Annotated in this window: 36 protein-coding genes; 1 reads left to right on the forward strand and 35 read right to left on the reverse strand. The window is 51.3% G+C overall.

What is annotated here, in order from left to right:
* Positions 1-16: 16 nt before the first annotated feature.
* The 16 genes from D8S85_RS15780 to D8S85_RS15855 all read right to left on the reverse strand — a co-directional run bounded on the left by D8S85_RS15780 (position 17) and on the right by D8S85_RS15855 (position 8,170).
* Positions 17-232: a hypothetical protein gene (locus D8S85_RS15780; protein ID WP_127075368.1), complete on the reverse strand. Its 216-nt coding sequence runs from the start codon at positions 230-232 to the stop codon at positions 17-19.
* Between the two features lie 15 nt (positions 233-247).
* On the reverse strand, positions 248-784 hold the full coding sequence (locus tag D8S85_RS15785) for a hypothetical protein (RefSeq protein WP_127075370.1): 537 nt from the start codon (positions 782-784) through the stop codon (positions 248-250).
* Positions 785-786: 2 nt separating this feature from the next.
* A complete protein-coding gene (locus tag D8S85_RS15790) occupies positions 787-1,809 on the reverse strand; it encodes a hypothetical protein (RefSeq protein ID WP_004293653.1) in 1,023 nt (340 codons plus the stop codon).
* 59 nt (positions 1,810-1,868) lie between these two features.
* On the reverse strand, positions 1,869-2,078 hold the full coding sequence (locus D8S85_RS15795; RefSeq protein WP_004293652.1) for a hypothetical protein: 210 nt from the start codon (positions 2,076-2,078) through the stop codon (positions 1,869-1,871).
* Position 2,079: 1 nt separating this feature from the next.
* Positions 2,080-2,298, reverse strand: coding sequence for a hypothetical protein (locus D8S85_RS15800; RefSeq protein WP_127075372.1), 219 nt, complete (start codon positions 2,296-2,298; stop codon positions 2,080-2,082).
* Between the two features lie 51 nt (positions 2,299-2,349).
* Positions 2,350-2,697, reverse strand: a complete 348-nt coding sequence (locus D8S85_RS15805; protein WP_008143041.1) for a hypothetical protein — start codon at positions 2,695-2,697, stop codon at positions 2,350-2,352.
* Entirely contained in the window at positions 2,697-3,629 is a 933-nt protein-coding gene (locus D8S85_RS15810; protein ID WP_127075374.1) for a hypothetical protein, read from the reverse strand. The genes D8S85_RS15805 and D8S85_RS15810 overlap by 1 nt, the downstream gene beginning before the upstream one ends.
* A complete protein-coding gene (locus D8S85_RS15815; RefSeq protein ID WP_004322721.1) occupies positions 3,610-3,846 on the reverse strand; it encodes a hypothetical protein in 237 nt (78 codons plus the stop codon). The genes D8S85_RS15810 and D8S85_RS15815 overlap by 20 nt, the downstream gene beginning before the upstream one ends.
* A gap of 33 nt (positions 3,847-3,879) precedes the next feature.
* Positions 3,880-4,464: a hypothetical protein gene (locus tag D8S85_RS15820; RefSeq protein ID WP_008143037.1), complete on the reverse strand. Its 585-nt coding sequence runs from the start codon at positions 4,462-4,464 to the stop codon at positions 3,880-3,882.
* An 11-nt stretch (positions 4,465-4,475) separates the two neighbouring features.
* Positions 4,476-4,946: a hypothetical protein gene (locus D8S85_RS21975; protein ID WP_229035237.1), complete on the reverse strand. Its 471-nt coding sequence runs from the start codon at positions 4,944-4,946 to the stop codon at positions 4,476-4,478.
* Complete coding sequence (locus D8S85_RS21980; protein WP_224241439.1) at positions 4,943-5,173, reverse strand: hypothetical protein; 231 nt, start codon at positions 5,171-5,173, stop codon at positions 4,943-4,945. The genes D8S85_RS21975 and D8S85_RS21980 overlap by 4 nt, the downstream gene beginning before the upstream one ends.
* 41 nt (positions 5,174-5,214) lie before the next feature.
* Positions 5,215-5,502 carry a hypothetical protein gene (locus tag D8S85_RS15830; protein WP_004322729.1) on the reverse strand — a complete coding sequence of 96 codons (288 nt, stop codon included), beginning with the start codon at positions 5,500-5,502 and terminating at the stop codon, positions 5,215-5,217.
* A gap of 12 nt (positions 5,503-5,514) precedes the next feature.
* A complete protein-coding gene (locus D8S85_RS15835; RefSeq protein ID WP_004322731.1) occupies positions 5,515-5,694 on the reverse strand; it encodes a hypothetical protein in 180 nt (59 codons plus the stop codon).
* A gap of 362 nt (positions 5,695-6,056) precedes the next feature.
* Entirely contained in the window at positions 6,057-7,145 is a 1,089-nt protein-coding gene (locus D8S85_RS15845; RefSeq protein ID WP_117899595.1) for a ubiquitin carboxyl-hydrolase, read from the reverse strand.
* Positions 7,142-7,621 carry a hypothetical protein gene (locus D8S85_RS15850; RefSeq protein ID WP_004293642.1) on the reverse strand — a complete coding sequence of 160 codons (480 nt, stop codon included), beginning with the start codon at positions 7,619-7,621 and terminating at the stop codon, positions 7,142-7,144. Before D8S85_RS15850 ends, D8S85_RS15845 begins: the two co-directional genes overlap by 4 nt.
* Before the next feature lie 177 nt (positions 7,622-7,798).
* A complete protein-coding gene (locus D8S85_RS15855; protein WP_240648700.1) occupies positions 7,799-8,170 on the reverse strand; it encodes a hypothetical protein in 372 nt (123 codons plus the stop codon).
* A gap of 6 nt (positions 8,171-8,176) precedes the next feature.
* On the opposite strand from D8S85_RS15855, the gene D8S85_RS15860 reads away from it, so the two are divergent.
* The gene (locus D8S85_RS15860; protein ID WP_127075376.1) at positions 8,177-8,443 is read left to right on the forward strand and encodes a hypothetical protein; all 267 of its coding nucleotides are present in this window, start codon (positions 8,177-8,179) and stop codon (positions 8,441-8,443) included.
* A gap of 49 nt (positions 8,444-8,492) precedes the next feature.
* On the opposite strand, the gene D8S85_RS15865 is transcribed toward D8S85_RS15860, so the two are convergent.
* The 19 genes from D8S85_RS15865 to D8S85_RS15955 form a co-directional block, all read right to left on the reverse strand.
* Positions 8,493-9,755: an RNA-directed DNA polymerase gene (locus D8S85_RS15865; RefSeq protein WP_117917423.1), complete on the reverse strand. Its 1,263-nt coding sequence runs from the start codon at positions 9,753-9,755 to the stop codon at positions 8,493-8,495.
* Positions 9,748-10,416 (reverse strand): hypothetical protein, encoded by a 669-nt coding sequence (locus D8S85_RS15870; protein ID WP_004293640.1) that lies wholly within the window; start codon positions 10,414-10,416, stop codon positions 9,748-9,750. The genes D8S85_RS15865 and D8S85_RS15870 overlap by 8 nt, the downstream gene beginning before the upstream one ends.
* Before the next feature lie 13 nt (positions 10,417-10,429).
* The gene (locus D8S85_RS15875) at positions 10,430-11,077 is read right to left on the reverse strand and encodes a hypothetical protein (protein WP_004293639.1); all 648 of its coding nucleotides are present in this window, start codon (positions 11,075-11,077) and stop codon (positions 10,430-10,432) included.
* A gap of 28 nt (positions 11,078-11,105) precedes the next feature.
* Positions 11,106-11,351: a hypothetical protein gene (locus D8S85_RS15880; protein WP_004293638.1), complete on the reverse strand. Its 246-nt coding sequence runs from the start codon at positions 11,349-11,351 to the stop codon at positions 11,106-11,108.
* Between the two features lie 12 nt (positions 11,352-11,363).
* The gene (locus D8S85_RS15885; RefSeq protein WP_008143020.1) at positions 11,364-11,543 is read right to left on the reverse strand and encodes a hypothetical protein; all 180 of its coding nucleotides are present in this window, start codon (positions 11,541-11,543) and stop codon (positions 11,364-11,366) included.
* 10 nt (positions 11,544-11,553) lie between these two features.
* Complete coding sequence (locus tag D8S85_RS15890) at positions 11,554-11,874, reverse strand: hypothetical protein (RefSeq protein ID WP_004303957.1); 321 nt, start codon at positions 11,872-11,874, stop codon at positions 11,554-11,556.
* 5 nt (positions 11,875-11,879) lie between these two features.
* Positions 11,880-12,359: a hypothetical protein gene (locus tag D8S85_RS15895; RefSeq protein ID WP_004293635.1), complete on the reverse strand. Its 480-nt coding sequence runs from the start codon at positions 12,357-12,359 to the stop codon at positions 11,880-11,882.
* 4 nt (positions 12,360-12,363) lie between these two features.
* Positions 12,364-12,639, reverse strand: a complete 276-nt coding sequence (locus tag D8S85_RS15900) for a DUF3846 domain-containing protein (RefSeq protein WP_008143017.1) — start codon at positions 12,637-12,639, stop codon at positions 12,364-12,366.
* Between the two features lie 15 nt (positions 12,640-12,654).
* Positions 12,655-13,113: a hypothetical protein gene (locus D8S85_RS15905; protein ID WP_004293633.1), complete on the reverse strand. Its 459-nt coding sequence runs from the start codon at positions 13,111-13,113 to the stop codon at positions 12,655-12,657.
* A complete protein-coding gene (locus D8S85_RS15910) occupies positions 13,110-14,000 on the reverse strand; it encodes a hypothetical protein (RefSeq protein WP_008860787.1) in 891 nt (296 codons plus the stop codon). Before D8S85_RS15910 ends, D8S85_RS15905 begins: the two co-directional genes overlap by 4 nt.
* Before the next feature lie 10 nt (positions 14,001-14,010).
* On the reverse strand, positions 14,011-15,108 hold the full coding sequence (locus tag D8S85_RS15915) for a hypothetical protein (RefSeq protein ID WP_004293631.1): 1,098 nt from the start codon (positions 15,106-15,108) through the stop codon (positions 14,011-14,013).
* 40 nt (positions 15,109-15,148) lie between these two features.
* Positions 15,149-15,676, reverse strand: coding sequence for a hypothetical protein (locus D8S85_RS15920; RefSeq protein ID WP_117917424.1), 528 nt, complete (start codon positions 15,674-15,676; stop codon positions 15,149-15,151).
* A 5-nt stretch (positions 15,677-15,681) separates the two neighbouring features.
* On the reverse strand, positions 15,682-15,921 hold the full coding sequence (locus D8S85_RS15925; RefSeq protein ID WP_004293629.1) for a hypothetical protein: 240 nt from the start codon (positions 15,919-15,921) through the stop codon (positions 15,682-15,684).
* Positions 15,922-15,925: 4 nt separating this feature from the next.
* Positions 15,926-16,138, reverse strand: coding sequence for a hypothetical protein (locus D8S85_RS15930; protein WP_004293628.1), 213 nt, complete (start codon positions 16,136-16,138; stop codon positions 15,926-15,928).
* Between the two features lie 149 nt (positions 16,139-16,287).
* Positions 16,288-16,545 (reverse strand): hypothetical protein, encoded by a 258-nt coding sequence (locus D8S85_RS15935; RefSeq protein ID WP_004303959.1) that lies wholly within the window; start codon positions 16,543-16,545, stop codon positions 16,288-16,290.
* Between the two features lie 16 nt (positions 16,546-16,561).
* Positions 16,562-16,954: a hypothetical protein gene (locus tag D8S85_RS15940; protein ID WP_004303960.1), complete on the reverse strand. Its 393-nt coding sequence runs from the start codon at positions 16,952-16,954 to the stop codon at positions 16,562-16,564.
* Between the two features lie 270 nt (positions 16,955-17,224).
* Positions 17,225-17,494, reverse strand: coding sequence for a hypothetical protein (locus D8S85_RS15945; RefSeq protein ID WP_008143004.1), 270 nt, complete (start codon positions 17,492-17,494; stop codon positions 17,225-17,227).
* Between the two features lie 167 nt (positions 17,495-17,661).
* Positions 17,662-18,234: a hypothetical protein gene (locus tag D8S85_RS15950; protein ID WP_117917425.1), complete on the reverse strand. Its 573-nt coding sequence runs from the start codon at positions 18,232-18,234 to the stop codon at positions 17,662-17,664.
* 243 nt (positions 18,235-18,477) lie between these two features.
* Positions 18,478-18,678: a hypothetical protein gene (locus D8S85_RS15955; RefSeq protein WP_127075377.1), complete on the reverse strand. Its 201-nt coding sequence runs from the start codon at positions 18,676-18,678 to the stop codon at positions 18,478-18,480.
* Positions 18,679-19,563: the final 885 nt, after the last annotated feature.

Below are 19,563 nucleotides of genomic sequence, written 5' to 3' on the forward strand. Positions count from 1 at the left end.
TATTCCTGTTTTTAATCTAATATCCACCAGTCGAGGACCAGTAGTTCCGGTCCATGATTTTTTCAAGTTCGAGGTCGGAACGGTCTTTCCAGAGGTCGAAGTCATCAAGGAGCTCCGTTCCGTCCTCCAGAGAAAGCACAGTATCCTCATTGTCAAACAGATAGACTTGTATGTCATATCCGGACGGATAACGGTTTTCCCGGATGATTTCTTCTGCAATTTCCTTGTCCATTCGGTTGCCATTTTTTCAGTTCGCCGGTATTGTAACCGGATTCATTTGTTTTGTCTTTTCCTTGTAAAACCTGTCGATGGCAAGGAAGTAGTCCTCCGCATCCCAATCAGTGCCCGCATGCTCAGTCTCGAATTCTTCCGCCCACTGGACGATCTCGGCATTGACGGCACGGGAGTCCCTGTCCTCCCACAGGTTGTCCGCCCCGGCATTGTAGGCAAGGTCCACGACAGCCTCCTGCAACTTGTTGTAGCCGTTACACTCTCTACCGTTGGAACGCAACCATAAGTCCACGTCGACGGCATCCTCTTCCGTCGTCCCATTGTGCAGGCACAGGCACTGCCCGTTGCCGTTATGGCATACGAGGATCGGCCGTTTGGTGTCGGGGCATATCCGTACCAGCAGCTCATTGGCGGCAAGTGTTTCCGTATCATGCCCATTGAGCATTGCAGGAAGCGCCTGGCTGACCAGACTCAGGATTTCCTGTTCCTCCTTTGTCCCGGACGGCTTGGAAGCCAACAGGTTCTGTATGCGTTTAAGAAGATTGTAAATCATAATCAGCAGTCATTATGTTCTTTCCAGATTTTACGTTTCTCGTCATAGCCCTTGTTTTCCCACCATTCATTGCAGGTTTCGGCAAACCCCTGATGGTTGTCTCCGGCCGGACACTTGTCCTGACGGCAACCCGTGATCTGTTCCATTTGATTTGCGTCCAACGAGTTCCACCATTCCTCCATGCGTTCTTTGAACTCTTTTAAAGTACAGAATGGCTGATGGTCCTCGCATTCGTCGCACCAGTTATCATAGCGGTCTATACCCGTGGTACCGATGAATGTACGGGCATTCGGATCCACCCATGCCTGGGTCTGTATATTGTCTGAACCGCACCCCTCGCATACGACAATCTCGTCGTCATTGACATCAGCGGAGATGAACCCGTGTTCTTCCAGCCAGTGGGCAATCTCAAGCAATCCCTCGGTCTGTACCTGTCCGATGGGCTCATCGAAATCCTCGCCGGCTTCGCCGTTGAGCGTGCAGAGCAGTTTGCCGTTCCCGTCGATGAAAAGTTCATAAACGGTCGCACTTTCATAACCGCCGTATCCGTAAAAAGCGGAATTGTGGACCACCACTATCGGGGAGGTTTCATACTCCGCTGATTCCGCCTCCCGGTAATGTACGCCGCAGTTGCGGTAGAACGTGCCGATGATGTTGTTCTCCTTCTTCACGGCGTCGCGGATTTTCTCCATAAGTGATCTTCTGATGGAGATGATACTGAGGTGCGCATAATCCTTACGGAGACGTCTGTACACTTCCTGCTCGAAGTTGCCTCGAACAGAGTCGAAAGGGGATACGCCGGCGTTCTCCCGGATATATTTGTCCTCGTTAAAGTTGTAGCGCCGGCAGACAATATTCTTGACGCGGCGGAATTCCTCTCCGGCAAATTTGAGGATACTGTTCTCGCCTAGCGAAGTCGGAAAATAGCAGCGGGGCATGTGCACTGTCATTTCACGGTAAAGTGTGTCATCGTCTTCCGGAAAGGTTCTGTCTGTTTCCGGCTTTGTAGGTTTTTCCTGTTCCATGTTGCTTGTTTTTTATCTGTAGTTGAACAATTTCCGGTTTGCCGCCCGTTGCATGGCGGTCACCATATTCTTATGTCATAATCTTTAAAATAGTATTCCAACTCTTTTAATCCTTCCAAAGAGTGCAGCTCGTTCTTTCCGGTCACTTCGATGTCGACGGATACTGCATTTTCATCTTTGATGTTTACTTTGGCATTGTCAAATACGCATCTTACATATTCTGCAATGCATGAGGCAGGCAGGTCGTTTTTTACAATATTAAGTACCATATTATTTATTGTTCATTAAATGTTTGCTACGTCCATAAACCGGGCACCGCTTGCGGTATCTGCATTCGCCCCGGGCCGCGTCGGTATGCGCCCGGTGCCATTCATCCCAGCTCTTCACTCCATTGTCTGTAAGGAATATGATCAGTTGCATGCAGCAGAAACCGCGTTTCTCACGTTTCCGGTCATGAAGGTTGGCCAGCCCGTTATCTTTAGGTTTCATACAGGTTTGATGTTACGGCAGGTTTGCTCGAAACGCCTTCATGGCATATCATTAAAACCATGAGACATGCACATAGGCATCGCTTTGGTCACTGCCGTTGATTAGACAATCGAGTACTTCGATAAACTTTTCCCGGTCCATCCCGACCTTTGCCAGGCAGGAATAAAATTCTTCGGCATTCTGCCGGAAGGTTTCATCCTGTTCTGAGATATGTTTTCTTAGCTGCTGCAGACCCGAACGGGCTATTTCGAAGTCATCGGTATAGGCGTCTTCTGCGGAGTTATCAACTTCGAACATTGTCAGGATATCATAAAAGATATCCTGACCGTCCCCGCCATACATACCCGGATATTTGTATTCGATTTGCCAAACTCTGGCTACATGTAGTTTTCTGGCCATTATCTTTTCATTTTTCGGATTTGTTGTCTTATGCAGTGCAGCATCAATTCGATACCACGGATGCTTTCCTCATTCTCTTTCAGTTTGTAATAGTAGGCGTTCGCTTCGTCGTAGTCTTCCCGTGCCTTGCGCAATCTGCATTCCTTGGCGTCACGGACCTGTTCATGGGACAGGTCGTAACCGATGAACTCGTCCATGAAACAGGAAACCGTACGCCCGTAATAGTGGTCCGTGCGGGTTTCCACCGCAGTACGGATGATGTCGTCGCACCGCCTTCCGAGTGTCCGGAGTACGTCGCTGATATGCCGGTCATGGTACTCGTAACCGAAGAAACGGGTATACCACTCGTGTTCCTGCCGGTTTGTCTTCCCCGCGTAATACTCGTACCATTGGGCGTCGCACTTGGTGTGCCTCTGGGTAACCTTGAATATGGCATACTCTTCACCGATCCATGTAAAACGTGAGAGTATCTCACTCGCTTCTTCCTCATAGTAGCTATCCCGCCAATTCAATTCTTCGGTCTGGCTGAGCGGGAGGAATGACTGTTTGGTGATCCACTGCCCGAAACCTTTGTGCGTGACATGCGGAAGCACTTTCACGACCTTGCTCCATGCCTCGTTGCAGGCTTCATCCAGTGAAGGGAAACTTTCAGGAAAGCGTTCCCTGTCCGTTCCGTCTCGCAACACCCCGTTCCAATCTTTGTCGCAGACAATGAGGGTGAGGTCCTCCCTCACATGGCAGTCGCGTTCGCAATAGCCGTAGGGAGCATCGCAGAGCGTGTACCACTCCTTCGGTCCATAACCGTCGTCACGTCCCAGATAGCGTCTGGGCTTACCCTTCTCTGTCTGCACCTCCCACACTTCCGTGCAGTTTCCACGGTCGATATGGTGCAGGCGTACCCTGATTTCCTTGTTATCTCGTTTTTCTTCCATGTCGTTCATTTTTAGTATGGCCTGTCTTTTTCTTTTCGAGAATCCGGTAGATTTCTTCAAGGTCATGCTCATTGTCTATCGGTTGCCCGTATTCCGTATCCACGATGACCACCCTGGCATTGGCCAGGTGACATCCTGCTATCGTCTTGTCATAGTCGCTCCATTCAGGATTGATTTCTGTTACCGTGTCAAATTCAAGTCCGTATGATGTCTTCATTGTATTTCCAGTTATTATGCGTATTTTTCTATTTTATGCTGCCGCTTTGTTCTGCCCGTCGATAATATGCCTGCATTCGGCTTCCAGTTCTTTCATACATTCCGTACCATAGAATCCCCAACAACTGTCCAGTTCATTGTCATCGTCACTTTCCGGCATGATGCGATACCCGAAAACTTCCCCGGTATAGTAGTTGTCAAGGGTACTGATTTCGTCTTGCAGGTATCCCTCGATCCGCTTCCTGCGTTTCGCGGTGATGTTCTTCCACCCGTATTCCCGGCGCACCTTGTCCAACGGTACCGCGATGATTCCGAAAAATCCGGAATCCCACGGGCAGCTGAACGGCGAGGTGGATATTGTAATGCCGCCATGGTCGTAGAGGTAGACCGGCAGGGCGATATATTCCTTCAGGAACGATTCCCGGAAATTTCCGATATGCCCTTCAAAAACCTTGTCGATATCGAAGTGGTCATCAAACTCCTTCTCCGGGCGGTAGCGACGATGTGCCGTATAAAGCGTACCGAGATTGTCATACGCTTCACGCGGGCTTCGGGCGTCATCATCATAATAGATGTTGATGCGATACCCGTTATATTTGATTTGATTATATAGATTCATTTGCCTGGGTATTATGTTTTGTTACAAAGTCTTACAAATTGTTCCGTAATCTCGTCCCGCTCGAACTCGTCGCAGTTCAGGTCGAAGAATATACCCGAAGCCGCGAGCATGTCACGGGCTTCTCCGTAGGTAAGGTCGTTCCTGTGCCTGTATCTGTCCACCATATCCCGATGTTCGGCTTCCGCCCGGTCGTGCAGCCTCATTTTATACTGCCTGTACCATGCGGGGAACTGTTCCTTGGAAACCATATGTTCCAGCTGCAAGTCCCGGTATCTTCCCGGTGCCAGCAGGATGTGGCTGTCAATGTAGGACTTCGCCTCGGCTATGATTCCCTCCCTGGTGAAGGGACGGTGGGAGCGTGCCGTGAAATGCACCCATCCACCATGCAACGGGTGTTCGATTTCAATCTGCACACCCTGCCTCCTGACATGTACCACGATATAGGCGGTCTGGCCGGGGAACATATCGTCCTTGAGGCTCACTTCCCGGCAGGCCGGCGGGTCAACATGGATGTAGTGGTCCTGCCTTGCGCCCTCGAGGAACCTTTCAAGCTGCCGCATCGACTGGCAGTAGATGAATGTCCCCACGCGGCACTGGCCTCGGCGGATGTCGCCGTAATAGTACTTTCTTGCCCTTGCTCCGGTAATGCGGGACTCGTCCGATGCCTCGAAATAGCTCCGGTAGGTATCGTCCGTACGGCAGAAATCATATATTTCCTGAAAAGTCCTTGTTTTCATTTGTTACTCCTTTTTATGTATTGTCTTCTTCCGGCGGGGGAAATTCCCCCGTCCTGTAAAATATCTCTCCGAGACGGTCAGCCTGTTCCGCCAGACCTCTCTTCCGGACAGCCGACACGGCATCGCATGCGGCCTTTTCGTACATGCCCAGCAGTACCGCCTCGGGCAGGCGTTTCGTCCGCCACACCTCCTGTGCGGTGGCGAGCATCTCCACCTCGCAGCCCAGATGGGCGGCTGTGAGGATAATGACGGCATTGCCGATAAAGTTCGGTATGCGTTCTTCCTGTTGTTCTCCTTTCATTGTTCCGTGCCTTTAATCCGTTTCGAACTCGTCTTCATAGACCTCGATCTCCTTCCCGCTCTCGCAGATGCGTACCAGCCAGGTGTATTGGAGCCGTTCCAACAGCTCTATACGGCGATAGCCCTTGTAGGGCACTTTCAGCGTTGCAATGTCTCCCGGTTTCATGTCAGGCGGGTATTTCAAACTGGACATGGAAATGGAATTCGCTTATCAGGCTGCAGATCTGCGGTACTGATTTAGGATCCTCCCCGTAAGGGTAGAAGATGGTCCGGCAACGTGTCAGGCATCGGATACCCTGTTTTCGTAACCGGTACAGCAGGTAGGCCCTGCGTCGTAGTTGTTTCTTGCTCATCGTATAAAGGATTATGTCGTTTTGATTAGAATAGCGGTATGGTCGTCAAACAGGGGCATCTCTTTACGTTTTCGATGTAATGCCTCCATTGAAAGATGCTCATCTTGTGTTAACAGGGATGAGCATCATTTCAATGGAGGGAGTACTAATTTATTCTGACCCGCCACACCGTGCCGCCTACCGGGCGGATGGAGATGACGGCCTATTTCTTACGCCATGCCGCCATCTTCTTTTTGATGTTGATATTGTTGTCCGCCAGCATTTTTTTCAGGACTGCCAGCAACCGCCAGCCTTCTCCGTTTTTATACTCTTCCGCCTTGGCTGACAGGAACGCCAGTGACTGGTACTTGTCCAGACGCCGACCCCGGTCATTGACAGCCGTGCAACTGTGGAAACGAATCAGGTTCTGCATGGTAAAGAACGCCCCGGCTCCCTTATAGGCATCCATCCATGCCTTGCTTTGAGGAGTGCCCCATGGCAGCCGGATACGACGGTCATTGAACTGTCTGACCGCGTTGTAAAGCTGTGTGGCGTCCAACGCGTGCCTGATGTGGGTTATCGCGATGGAAAGCGGGTAGTACAGTTTGGATTGCAGGTCCTCCACGAAAATATTACGGCCGTGTATACGCTTGTAGGGAACTCCCTTGCATTTTCTTGTTTCCAGGTTGCCCACGTGTTTTTTCAGCGCGTTGACATAGTCGCTCGCGATGGCCAAAACCACATCACGGTTGAACCAGCGGTTTCTCTCGGCAAAACCCGTGATGTCCTTGTGTTCCATCTTCATCTGGGCGTGCAGCTCGTTCAAGAGCATTTTCCACTGGTAATCATAGCCTTTCCGGTGAATCATCTCGGTCACCCCTGCCGGCTCTTTTTCACGGTAATGCGTGTATGACATCATATGGAACATTTGTGCCATGACCCACCGGCGGAAGAGTCGGTTGTTGGGAACGGTACCCTGTGCCATGATGCTGCCGAATATCGGGTCGTTGTCATCCAGGATGGTAAGTTTCCCGTCTTTGTTGGAGGCGATATACTCGCCGCCCTCGGCTCCCTGCATGGCGAACAGGCAGCTCACGTCCACACCGGCACCGCGGAGTGCCTCGATACGCTCCCGCGCCCCTTTGGGAAGTCCGGCGGGAGAATTATGGCCGGCCACCACCGGATAGACGGTGCCCAAATCCGAATTCTTGCCGATAACGGTGCCCGTGGCGGCAAATTCCTTGTCCGCGATGGCGAATTCCGTGCCGCATCCGGGGCACAGGACTTTTGTTTCTTGTTTCTTTCTGCTCATTGTGAATTTGTTAATAGTTGATTACTTCCGGGTTCCACCCATTTTCTGAGTATCACCAGGTCCTTGTCTTTTTCGCTTTGCCAGAACCATTTGCCCATCGTTTCGGGATTCCATGTGAACCCGCCTATAATCCGGCAGAGGATATAGAATTCCAGCTCGAATTGCGCGGTATCCCGGTGTTGCCCGTACAGCATGTCCCCGTCCTCGAGGTCACTTTCGGGCAATGCCATGAAATACCGGCGGGACTTGCTCTGGCTGCGCTCCGATGGTATCGAATGTTTATAGCGGCGGTACAGCTCCTCCACATCCGTGAAAAAATCCCCGCAGCCGTACTCCGGCAACCACGGAGCGCCATCATACCTGCCGTTCCGTATCATGTGTCTCCCGTTTACTTTTAAACTTCTGGACTGGAAATCAATCCGGAAATTTGCGCCGTTCTCTATGGCGGTGACGGTTTCTCGGTAAATATCTTCCATTTTCTCACCTGTTTACAATTAATGGCACTCAAACCCCTGGCGCGTATCTTTATAGTCCTGATAAATACAGTAGGACTTCGGTCCTGAACCAGGTAGTAGCCTGGCTCAGGACCAAGCTTGAATACTGTATCTTGAATTTGGGTCCCTCGTGCATATGCGGTCGCGCTACCCTTCTGTTCAGGGGGGCTCATCCGGACGGCACATCCCTTTAAAAACCTGATACGGGCCGCGAGTACGGCTGGCCCCTGTGTCATCTGTCGTGTTAGCAGGAGATGACAAAGGTTCCAGCCGCGTAAATCGCGGCTCTGTTGAAATCCCGGCCTTGCCCCCTTTGTCCTGTGCTGTTCTTTTTGCGGTTCCCGGAATGCCGGCACGTTCCTTTACAGGTCCGATGTCTGCTGTGGCGGAAGCCGGAATGGCGCCGTCGTATAACGTTAGGGATACGACGGCGCGAGACGGGCTTATCGGGGACAGCAGGCTGAATCCATTCCCCCGAACCGCACGTTCCCGTGCTGGAAAAGACTGAAAGTTCTCATAATACCGGCACATGGCTTTATGCTTCCGATGTATCCCGCGTATGGGTCTTCTGCGGAGTCCGAAGGCGACGGTCAGCCGCCTTCAGACTCGGAAAGAAGACGTTGGTACGCGGGATGCCCAAACCTATTCCTTGAACTTTCCCGGTGTGCTCCGGTAACGGGTGCGGGACAGACGGCACATGACTTTAATTTCCCGATACATTACAGGCGCAGCCAGAATCGAGATGGGATTAACCGGGTGTTAGACCGGTTAATCTCGATATGGATTCTGGTTATAAGCCTGTAACGTTGAATAGCCTGCCCGTCCACCCGTTCTGCCGTGTGCCCGGCGTAACTTATAGCGATGCCACCAGCGTGTTGTACACCGCCCGGCTGGTCAGAAGGGCGTTACGCATGCAGCCGACAGTCAGGTAACCCGGTATGTCCCGGTCTGTTTTATCGCGGTTGGCCTTCACGTTGCGTCCCCGTCCCCGGACGATGCAGCCATCCGGTTTGGTTCGGACATATCCCAGACCGCCGATCTTGCACCTGCCCGTCTGAATGGCTCTAAAGCAGTCCATCACGAACTTGTTCAGCTCGTTGAGGTCACTCTTCACATTACAGACCGGCAATACCTGTATCGCCCAGCTGAACTCGCCCTTGTACAGGTAACGGTTCACGGCGTCCACGGCTTTTGCCAGTGTCGTGTCCCGGCAGCGGATTGTCCGCCGCTCGATCTCGTGCTGGAAGGTCTTGATGCGTGATGACGAGAGCGAGACCATGCCGCCCTTGATACTGAATCCTAAGAACTTGAACCAGACATCGGCTGCCAGGTATTCCACTTTCTTGGGATTTAGCTTCATGGATTTATCTTCCAGGCGTTTTTGGAGTGTGTCCATCGCTTTTTCATAATCCTTGCCGATAAAAAGCATATCGTCGGAATACCGGACGTAGTAGCCGTTCATTTGTGACAGTTCCCTGTCTAGGTCGTAGAGCAGTACATCCGCCAGCCAGCTAGCCACAGCACAACCCTGTTTCAAGGATTGATACTTGCTTTGCAACCGGTTATCTTCATCGAAATAGAGGTCCGAGTGGTAATATTTCCTAAGTACGTCTATCAGGGCAGACTGGCCGTGTTTGGCCTCCACCTTGTCGAACGCCTCGTCGATGAACCGTATCGGAACACTGTCGAAGTATTTGGAAAGGTCGGACTTCCAGCCCAGACAGCCGCTATTGCCGGTTTCTGTCATCCGGTGGCTGACTTCCGTAACTACCTTGCCGCACCCTATACCGGTCTGGTAGGACTTGCACGAAGAGTGCAGCATCTCCGGCATCAACTCGAAGAGCAGGTCGTTGGCGATACCCAGTACTACGCGGTCCATCGGCTCGTTTACGTACACTGTGCGGAACTCACCGTTGTCCTTGGGTATCTGCGCCGTGTGGGGAGGGGAAATCTCGTACTTTCCCCGTCGCATGGCATAGGCCATCGCCATACGGGTATGCTCGTCGGTCAGCCGAATAAGTTGGTCTTTCCTAATGTCTTTCAGCACGCCTTTCTCAATGGCCTTCGTCCACCGGCCTATGTCGAAGAACATTTGCAATATCTTGTCTTCATTCATGGCACTCAAAACTTTTTTGGGAAAGGATAAAATTCAGTATGTCCATGCCGGATTCTACGTCACATTCCTGCTCGTACTCCTCGCCCGTGTAGTAACTGTAACCCATGATGAAGATTTTCCCGTCTTTCCGGAGCGACGCGTTCGTGATGACCAGTTCCACGGGGTCACGGTCCACAACATGGAGATAGGTCGAGGATTGTTCACCGTTGTCATCAAGGCTGCCGCCACACTCGGAAAGCAGCTTCACGGACAGGGCGTAACATTTTTCATTCAGGGCTTTCTCCGCCACGTGATGGTTGTTCATCTCTTCCGTAAGTGTTCGGATGCGGTCACCGCGTCTCTGCTCGGGAACCGGTTCGAAAGCGGTTTCGAACATCCAGACAGGCATCCATTTATGGAAGACGGCGGGTCCCAAGCGGCATATGTAAACTTCATCGTTCTCTTTCTCCGTCTCCGGGATATCCATTCCCGAGGCTCGTGCTGCCGCTACGCTCATGCGCTCGAAACCGCCGAGGCAGGAAGGTGCCGACTTCAAACGGTAGGGACGGATGTTTCCTACAGGGACACCCATTGACATAAGTAGCATCCCCTTAAAAGTGTCGGTAACGGGAGTGGTTTGCTGTTTGTTCATTCTTTTATTCATTTTCTGGTCTTTGTACATACATTATGATTTCTCACGCATCCTCCGCAAGGGCCACAAGCCGCTCTTCCGGCAGCAGGAACTCCTCGTCCGTGAAGTAATAGCAGATTTTCCGGTCCACGGCCTCCGCCTCGTCCGATATGGGTGCGCCGTCTTTGCCGACCAGCACGTCTTGCAGACCCGTTACAGAGACCAGGGTTTTGTATTCCCCGCCCGTTCCACGGAACAGCGTCAGTTCCCTGACAAAATATTCCCTGTCATTCCATGTGATAATCTCAAACATTTCCTCCACTTCCGGGAACAGCCGGCACAGGACCGGAAACAGTTTGCAGGCATCGCTCCGGAGCATCAGGAAGACACATTCCATCAGGCATAGTCCGGCATCTTTGAGCATGGGCAGCAATACGTCCGTGCCTGCTCCGTTTGCCTCTGCCACTATCAGGGCTTTCCAGTATCCTTCCTGGAATGAGTCCGTCCAAGGGATGAGTTCGGCTGCCCTGACGGAATAAGAAACCGCGATTTCTTCCGGATTGTCCTCGTCCGTGGAAATCAGTCCTATTTTCGTGTCATCTTCGACAGGCTCCTTTACCGGCAGGCAGACTTTCATTTTCCGGAACGTGTCCGTGTCCTCGTCCGCCCAGTTGACAAAGCCGCCGAATCTTATAAAATCATATCTGCTCATTTGTCATTATTGTTTATTGTTATTTACCTTACAATTCTTCCGGTTCTCCATCGTTGATACTCCGGTAGAAACGGTCTCCGTCCGCCCACTTCTTGGCGGTGATAGCCAGCTCGAACGCTTCCTCTATGGAAAGGCCGTCGGCGGGAAGGGCATCAAGGAGTTCTCCCATGCATACGTCATTCTCGCGATACTCTTTCTGCACCTTTCCGAGTGTCATTCTGCCCTTGTCCGTCTTTTTACGCCACAAAAGCATCTGTTGTATCCAATTTTTCATGCGATTCTTTTATTAAAGGAAATCCTTGGCATAACTGCGGGCTTCATTGAAAGTGTTGAAGCCGATTCCACTCATGCAAGAGATTGCCCAGTATCTTAATTTCCTGCTTTCGGCACGGGCAAGATAGATTTGCCCGATACAAATCCCGTCTTTGAGAATGTCATGCCGCTTGTCTTTTGTAATCCGTACCATGTTCCGACATTCACTTGTCCATTTTCCAAAATCCGTAATCGGACCCGTCACCGAGATGAGCACCGAAATAGTACCCCTCCGGTGAGTAACTATCGAGCGTGTCGAACAGCGATTCCAGCAATCCCGCCGCGTCATCGCTGTTCCACCAGTCTGCTTCTTTGTCCTCCATGGCATGGGCGGGGATGGCATTCATCACCTGCACGTACTCCGGTGTGTCACGGATAACGTCCAAGAACGCCGGAATCAGGTCCTGCGTGCGCATCGTGCCGTGGGAGATACTCTCTCCCGGCACGGCATGGAGGCGGTTTTGTGTCCTCTCGTCTATGAACATGGCATTTAGATAAAGGGCAGACGGGTATCTTCCAGCATGGAGGCCAGCATTTGACACATCTCGTATGAAGCACGGTTGCGGTCGTCAATGCAGCGTGAATCACGCCCTGCCATAGCGGTAATGGAAGCCTTTACCGTTCTGAAGAATGTCTGTTCCAGTGTCTTGTGGAAATAAGGAAGAGCCTGGGCGAAACGTTCGGACTTGAATCCCAAATCGTTCATGGCGTATTCCAGCTGTTTGGCCGCCTTGTACTCGCGGCTGTTCTCCAGGCTTTCCGGAATATCACCGAACTGTGCGGTCCGGAGCTGGCGTTCCAGTTCGATGACGGCCACCGAAAGCAACAGCTTGATGGCTTCCGGGTTGCCGATACCGTGTTTCTGCCCGTCAGCGGTATGGAACTCGATCAGGTTTACACTGTTATTCTCTTGTAATTCTTTGTAGCATGCGAGGGTCTTGCTGAGCGCTTTTGCTTTCTCTTTATCCATAATTTTATCTGATTTGATTGTTATTGCACACAAGTACGTCCCCAACGATGAAGTCTTTCGACGCCGGGTGATGAGCACGGAATATCCTGCTCGCTTCAAGATTGAGGGACAGAGGGATAAGTTTGCCTTCCTCGTTGACGACCATTGTCGTGCTCCCGTCCAGTTCCACCAGTTCGATGTAGCCGCCGACAATCGCCTGCATCTCCTCCAGCGTGAAGTCTGAGCCATTGGCTGGCTGCACGGGTTGGCGTGTTCCGTCCGTTTTGATGATTTCTGTCATAGTTGCTTTGAAATTTTAAGATTCATGACTCGCCAGTATATCCAAAATCTGTTGCAAAGGGAATTTTTCAGTCCAGAATCGCTCGTCGGTATGTTTGCCGTACGCCCGGTATCTGGCTTCCCCGTTTGCAAATACCGCCAAGATATGGCTGACCAGCACATTGTCCGGCGGAACCAACCTTTCCAGTTCCGTTTCGGTCAGTTCCACGAAGCACCAGTTATTGTCTTCCGGCAAGTCCTCGCTGCCCAGTATCCCGTCCTCGTCCGGCTGGTAAAAACCAACCGATATGTCATAAAAGTTCAAAGACTGGAAACTGATGTCATCCTTGAATGGCTTGACGGCTTCCAGCCTGCCGGACTGTGTCTGTCTCCACTCTTTTGACAGGTACACGATTGCAAAGTCGCAGCAATCCCATGCACTGTCAGTTCCTGCCTTGAGCAGGAGGTATGGGGTAGGTTCATTTGAGATTTTCATCGTATTTCCCTCCTTTTATGCCACGCGTGATACCGTTTCACGGTGCGTAGCTGGTTAATGATATGGCCAAAAAGCTCGCGTGAATAGATGCGGTAATGGAACACAGCCGAATACTCGCATACATTGCCGTGAAAGTCCACGTGGGAGCGGTCATCCGCAAAGTCGAACAAGTCGCCCTGGATTTCCAGCGTGTATTTGTTCTTCCGTAGCCAGTCAAAAAACTCGAAGATGTCCTTCTTTTGGGAGTAGAAAGTGCAGTATTCGTAGCGGTTTCCGCGCAGGTTCCTCAGCAATGCCGCCATCTCGTTCCGTTCCCGGCGGTCGCCAAATTCGGATCCCGTCCGAGTGGCGAGGTTCTTCAGGAAATATATTTTACCTCCATACTCGAAATAGTACGGTATGTAGGTGACCGTCTTTTTGTACCAATTGACATATTTGACAAAGGAAGCCTTCTTGACGATGGCGGGATGCAGGTTTACTTTCTCCATGTGTTCCCGAATCTGGCGGTAGATTTCCGCATTGGAAAGACGTATGGGACGTTCCGCCCGGAAATACCTGCCGTCCGACTCGAAACAGAGCGCGTACAGGTTTCGGTAATACGGTTCCCCGACAAAGAACCAGTCGCTCTGCATGCGGGCCGGAGGCAGGCATTCCAGCAGTTCGTAATAACGTTCCTCCGTAATTTCATGGAAGGGCTTGCAAAGTGCCCGGGTATAACGCTTCACAAGCAGTGTCATGCGTACCGGTGATACAGCGACCAGGTACGGGTTCTTCTCCCTTTCGCGCAGTGCTTCCAGCGTCTCGCCGCCGTAGTCGCTGTGCATGTCATCCGACATCGACGTGAGGCATGTCCCGTCGAAATAACGTGAATCGATGATGTATCTCATGGGCACTGGATTAAATGGTTATTTTCAACACCTGACCGGCGGCATATTCGGCATTGCGGGTGAGCTGGCGCTGCCATGCCTGGTTGCGTGGCGCCCACTTGAAAGCGTTACGCTTCAAGGTTGTACGCATATCGGTATCGGGTATTTTGTCGAAGAGGATTTGCAGGCGGTCTTCTTCGAAGTTGTAGACCACCTTGCCGCCATCGAACGGAATCTCACGATTTTCACGGCTTGCCCGTTCCTGCTGCTTTTCCCGCACCTTGCGGACGAGTTCGGGATACTTGAAGATTGAATGGCGTGCCGTGACGACAGGTTTCTTGACTTTGTCGTTCCACTCTCGCAGACGAGCGACGGCACGGTCGATGATTTCCACGTTGCCATGGTTGACATAGGTGGAGAGTCGCCCGGCGAGGTTGCTGACGAAGAGAGCCCGGCTATAGCCTCGTGCCGTACCCGTATCGATACCGTGAATGGTCGAGGCGGCATCGTCGATAAAGGCTTTGACCTTCTGCCACTCCTCCTCGAGACGCTGTTCTTCGGGCTTGGCCGCTTCGGTAGCCTTGCGAATCGCTTCGAGTGCACGTTCTCGCCATTCCCGGAACGCCGTGACGCTCTTGGCGTGGCTGTTGCAGGCCTTTTCGTTTCGGCCCGTGTTGAAGCGTGCAGGTCCCGTAATCATCGCGCTGGCACAACGGCTGTTGGCGGCGATCATGGCAGAGAAATAGCGTTTGTAGTTTTCCATGTAACGTTCCCGCTGCTGCTCGGGCATCGACTGCAAATCCTCGTGCAGTTCCTTTTCGTGCGAGGCGATGTCTGACTCACCCCGCTCGTCGGGTGAGAAGGAGGTGAGGTTGTAGGAGCTGCACGCCTGCTTGAAATATTCTTCCAGATAGCCCGGGTGCGCCACTTCCACAACTTCCCAGTCCTTAAAGTCCGCCGGGGCGAGGATTTCTTCCTTGCCCGGATTCCCTACAAGATGGGAATAGCTGCAATACCCGTGTCTCTTTCCCCTGAAAAGAAACGCTACCGGTTCGCTTTCCGGGGCATCCACACGCCGCACCATGGTCACACGATGGGCATTTTCCTTTGTCAATAATGTTGTTTCCATACCTTTCTTCTTGATTTCGTTATTTGATTGTTTCCGATTTTTATTGTTGCTTCATCCGGGCGGCATGGTCCATTACAGAGGCGAACCCCACCTCGATACCTATCTGGTATCCGCCCTTGATGGTCGATTCCAGCTCCGCCTCGCTTTCGATCAGGGATTCCGAATCATCGGCATAAAGCCTGTACAGGGAGAATACGTCTGCCTCCCATAGCTTCCGGGCATTTTCCGCCGATACAAGCAGCCACACGAAACCGTCCTCACGGGTTACCTTGACGGCGGCTTCGCTATGGCTCAGAGTCCGCCACTCCTTGATGTCCAGTGCCACCCTCCACACGATATACATCAGCGTATCGTGGCGGCTTTTAATATCAGGGGAATCGCACAGGCGGCTGGCCACATCTTTGAGTGTCCGGAAAGAGTCCGCCATGAACTGCTCCACGACATACGGCTTTTCGGCAATGGCGGAACAGGCATCGTCCGCCCTGCCTGATTCCGGAACGGTCTGAATATCCTCCTCTTCAAGGAAGATTTCACGGTGCAGGTAGTCCAAGTAGTAATATGATTTCATTCCGCTTATTCTTTGGGGGTGAAAGTGATTCTCGTGTGCCCGTCATAACCGAAGGACGGTTTCAGGCCGAAGGCTTCGGCATCACTGCTGATGCAGCAGATGTCCCAAATCTCCAACCCTCCGGCGCAGGTTATGACGGTATTGTTTTCAGATATTTGCGGCGACTTGTCTTTCAATGCAGCCCCGCCGCAGATGCCGCGTAGAATAACACCACGCTGGTGGGTAGTAAGTTCTTTCGTTTCCATAGACCTAATCTTTTGCTTTTACACCGAACATGTTCTCCATTGTACTGGCGAGGGCTTCCTTGAAACCGTCGCTTACGCCCCAGTATTCAAGTAACCCGTTGCCGATGACCTGCATCTGTTTGTCGGTGGGCATATCGCCATCATACCCGTATTCCTTGAGCAGGGCACGGCTGATGATGACACCTTTTATCTCGTTGATTCTATGTTCCTCTCCCATAGCCGTTAATACATCTTTACCCGCAGACCAGATATCTGCTTTCTCGTTATTTCTGTCATTTTCTTTATCCGTTTATAAAAGCATAGGGGCATTCCGCCCCCATAGTTGTTATTAATTCATATTATTTTGCATGATTTTTTCCGGAACACCTATCCGGCATAGATGTACTTGAGCTTGGGCACTCCGTTCTGGAGCACGGTGAAGGCGTTTTCTTCCACCTGCACGTCCTTTGCCTTTGGCCACCATAGCCACGAGAGTTTCCCGTCGGGTTTGAGGAATGCCACGGCATTACCCTGCACTTTCCCGACCTCACGCACGCCGAGGTCTTTTCCGCCCTCGAACAGCCGGACACACCGCCACTTCGAGCCAAGCGTCATTTTCCGTTTCACGTCTGCTAATGTTTTCATACTCATTGCGTTTTTATTATTGCATATAAATTCTGCATTTCCGGTTGCACCGTCTCAGGCTGTCCGCCGAGAGCGGATAACTGCGGTTCAAATGGTCGGGAAACCCTTCTCGGAACATCAGCTCCGCCGTAGCGTACTCCTTGCACCATTTCCGCCGACGTCTCCCACGGGCAGGTCTCGTTTCCGGCATCCGCCTTTTCGGAGATTTCGGCACACGCCATTTCCCACCGACAAACACCGCTTCATATTCCCGTTGTAACACGCCGCTGCAATACGCCGCCACGCTGACAGCGGGCACACTTCCGAGCTGTCCCGTCGCGGCAAGGCTGTCAAGCGTATCGGTGGCAGCCTTGAAACTGGCAAAGCACCCGTAACTGCGGGTGCGCTTTGCGTCAAACACTTCTATCATATTTATTCGTTTTATTATTGGCACATCCGTTCTCCGCTTCCCCGCACAGGATAACAGCGGAAGCACGGCAGGCGGTTCCGCAGAACGCCAGACCGTGCTTAACCGTGTTATATACAAGGTAGGCACAACGCCTCACGGCGCAAGGAAGTCATATCGGAGGGAATTTTAGAAAAGTGCGGGCATTTCAGGGTGCAATCCTGACACAGTGTATATCAATGCCCGAAAAAGCGCGCACGCCCCGCAGTTTCCGCAGCACGTGTGCGCGTCATGTCACTCGCCATCGTCCCCGCTGTCAATTCCTGCGGTGATGTTGCATATCTCCTGCAATGCCGATTCTATCTGCACAAGGTCGTCGATGTCGAACTTCACGGCATCGCAGTCCTTCTCCCACACTTGGCGGGCTATGAAGACGGCATCATGCAGCGACCGCTCGGACTCTTCCAGAGCGGTCTTCAGGTCGTCCACGGTGTACTCCCCGTCCTGCGGCGGAGGTACAGTCCCGGCACCGTTTTTTGCCGGGAAATTCTTTTCGCCTATCACGTTACAGTTGCTTTCGCCCGAAATGAAAAGCGCGTATCCGTGGCATACGTCACAAGAACACGCGCTTACGACGGCAGATACGAAAAGGGCAGGCAGTCCCACACGTTCAGCGGGCTGCCTGCCGTCCTTTTGCCTTTTTCGGGCAGGTTTCAGTTACTCCGTTGCCCTTATGCCGCCTTTTTGCTTTCGTCGGCAACCGTTCCGGCAGGCTGTTCCGCCACCTTTTCAGCCTTGCCGGTCTTGGTCGTTTTCTCGGCAGGCTTTTCGAGGCTGGCGAGGTTCGGGGCGAAATTCATGGCGTTGCGGATAGCCTTTGCAGCGGCATGGATTGTCTTTTGGAAATCACGGTTTGACTTCTCGAGGTCTACTTTGGTCGGCACAAGACCGATACGCGCCCAAACGCTGTCGGTAAGGTCGTACTTCTTGATACGATTTCCCGACTTCTCGCAGATGATGATTTCCGCAGGGGTTGTGGCACGGAATTTCGAGCGTATGCCGTCGGCATCGGCACGCAGTTTCTTTTCCTCCGCAATGGTGTGCCACATAGTTGCGACCATGTTTTTAATCACACGGAAAATCTCGTTGTCCGACATGTCGGCAGGCTCAAAGTCCGCACCGAAAAAGTGCTGTGCCGTCTGCACGAGTTCACCGTCCTTGTTGGTAGAGTTGTAAACCAACATGATACCTGCAAACGAACCGATGTTTGCATACTGTTCCTTGTTCAATTTAGAAGTTGCCATAATGATAAAATTTTAGAAACACTGCGCAAAATCACGCATTGCGGGCACTCGGGGAGTCGAACCCCGAACTCTGCACCATAGCGCAAAGTGTGGCATTTCCTGCCACGCGCCCAAAAATTTGCCGTGCATTTCACCCTGCACGGCAAAATTTTTCGTAACTTTGTCGCACTTAAAACGTACCCCATAGCAGAGCTATCCAAATGAGCGCATTTTCGGCATATCGTATCTTTGCACGAGTTCTACTCATCGTGTCGTGGCTCTGCGCTGCTTTACTCCAATTTCGGCAAGACGCTTCTCTGGCACGTTCCGGATCTTTTCCAATCCGGCAGCTAACAGTAAGGCGGTGGGCGGCTGGTGATTATGGGCATAACATTGGCAATGCTCTTTTCTCAAGCTCCGTGCGGACTGTTTTTCCGCTACCGTGCATTTTATCTCCGTGCGCACAAGGGCGCAATTATGGCATTATTCTTGCACGTCCTTTTCAGTGGCGGTATTCTCAATACTCCCAGCGACTTGCAAAAGTCTTGACGTATTTCCGGCACTCGGAATAAATACGATTTATCCCGTTCCATAAATTTCCCTACTTTCGTAGGTTGGCAATACTGGTATTATTGCCCCGTGCGAAGCGTGGTTATTTAACGCACTCTTTAAGCGTACCTAAACGCACACGGTGTTGTTTCGGGTGTTACCCTTTGACGGCTCAACAACTCACTTTCGTGTAAACGCCGTTTTTGTTTCTCGCTCTCGGCGGTCTTTGCTTTTCTGTTTTTTAATTCTGTTTTTTACTATCTATTTTTTTATTCGTTTTTCTCCGTACTTGTTTGCCGTTTGTTTGGCTTTCGAGTACATGACTATTATAAAACCGTTTTTCAGAACTGCAAAACTTTTTGAGAAAAAAAATTTGGAACGTTCCAAAAACAGCCTTTTTGCGAATATGGAACGCACGCGCGCGAAGTAAATTTGTAAATAGCTGAATATCAATAAAATAGAAAAATGATTTTCTTTGAAAAAAATTTTTCCTTTGCAAAAATCAAAAAAGCCCCGTTTCAACGTATGTATAAAATCAAAATCAGTTTTGTCTATTGATTATCAGATTATTAGCTGCTTAAAATGGATAAAATAGGACTGAAAAGATTTTTTTACTTTCAATTTGTAAGCAAAGATAATGTAAAAGACGTTTTTAGGCTTACTTTATACAAAAGTAAACCTAATAAATTATTGATATTCAATGGTGTAATAAAAATAAAAAGATTAGGGAGGGTGTACCCTCGGGTGCGGATTCGGTCTCTGTCCTCGGGCCGTTTTTTCAAGTCCGGTTTTCCAAAATGG

This window comes from Butyricimonas faecalis (assembly GCF_003991565.1).
Taxonomy (GTDB): Bacteria; Bacteroidota; Bacteroidia; order Bacteroidales; family Marinifilaceae; genus Butyricimonas; species Butyricimonas faecalis.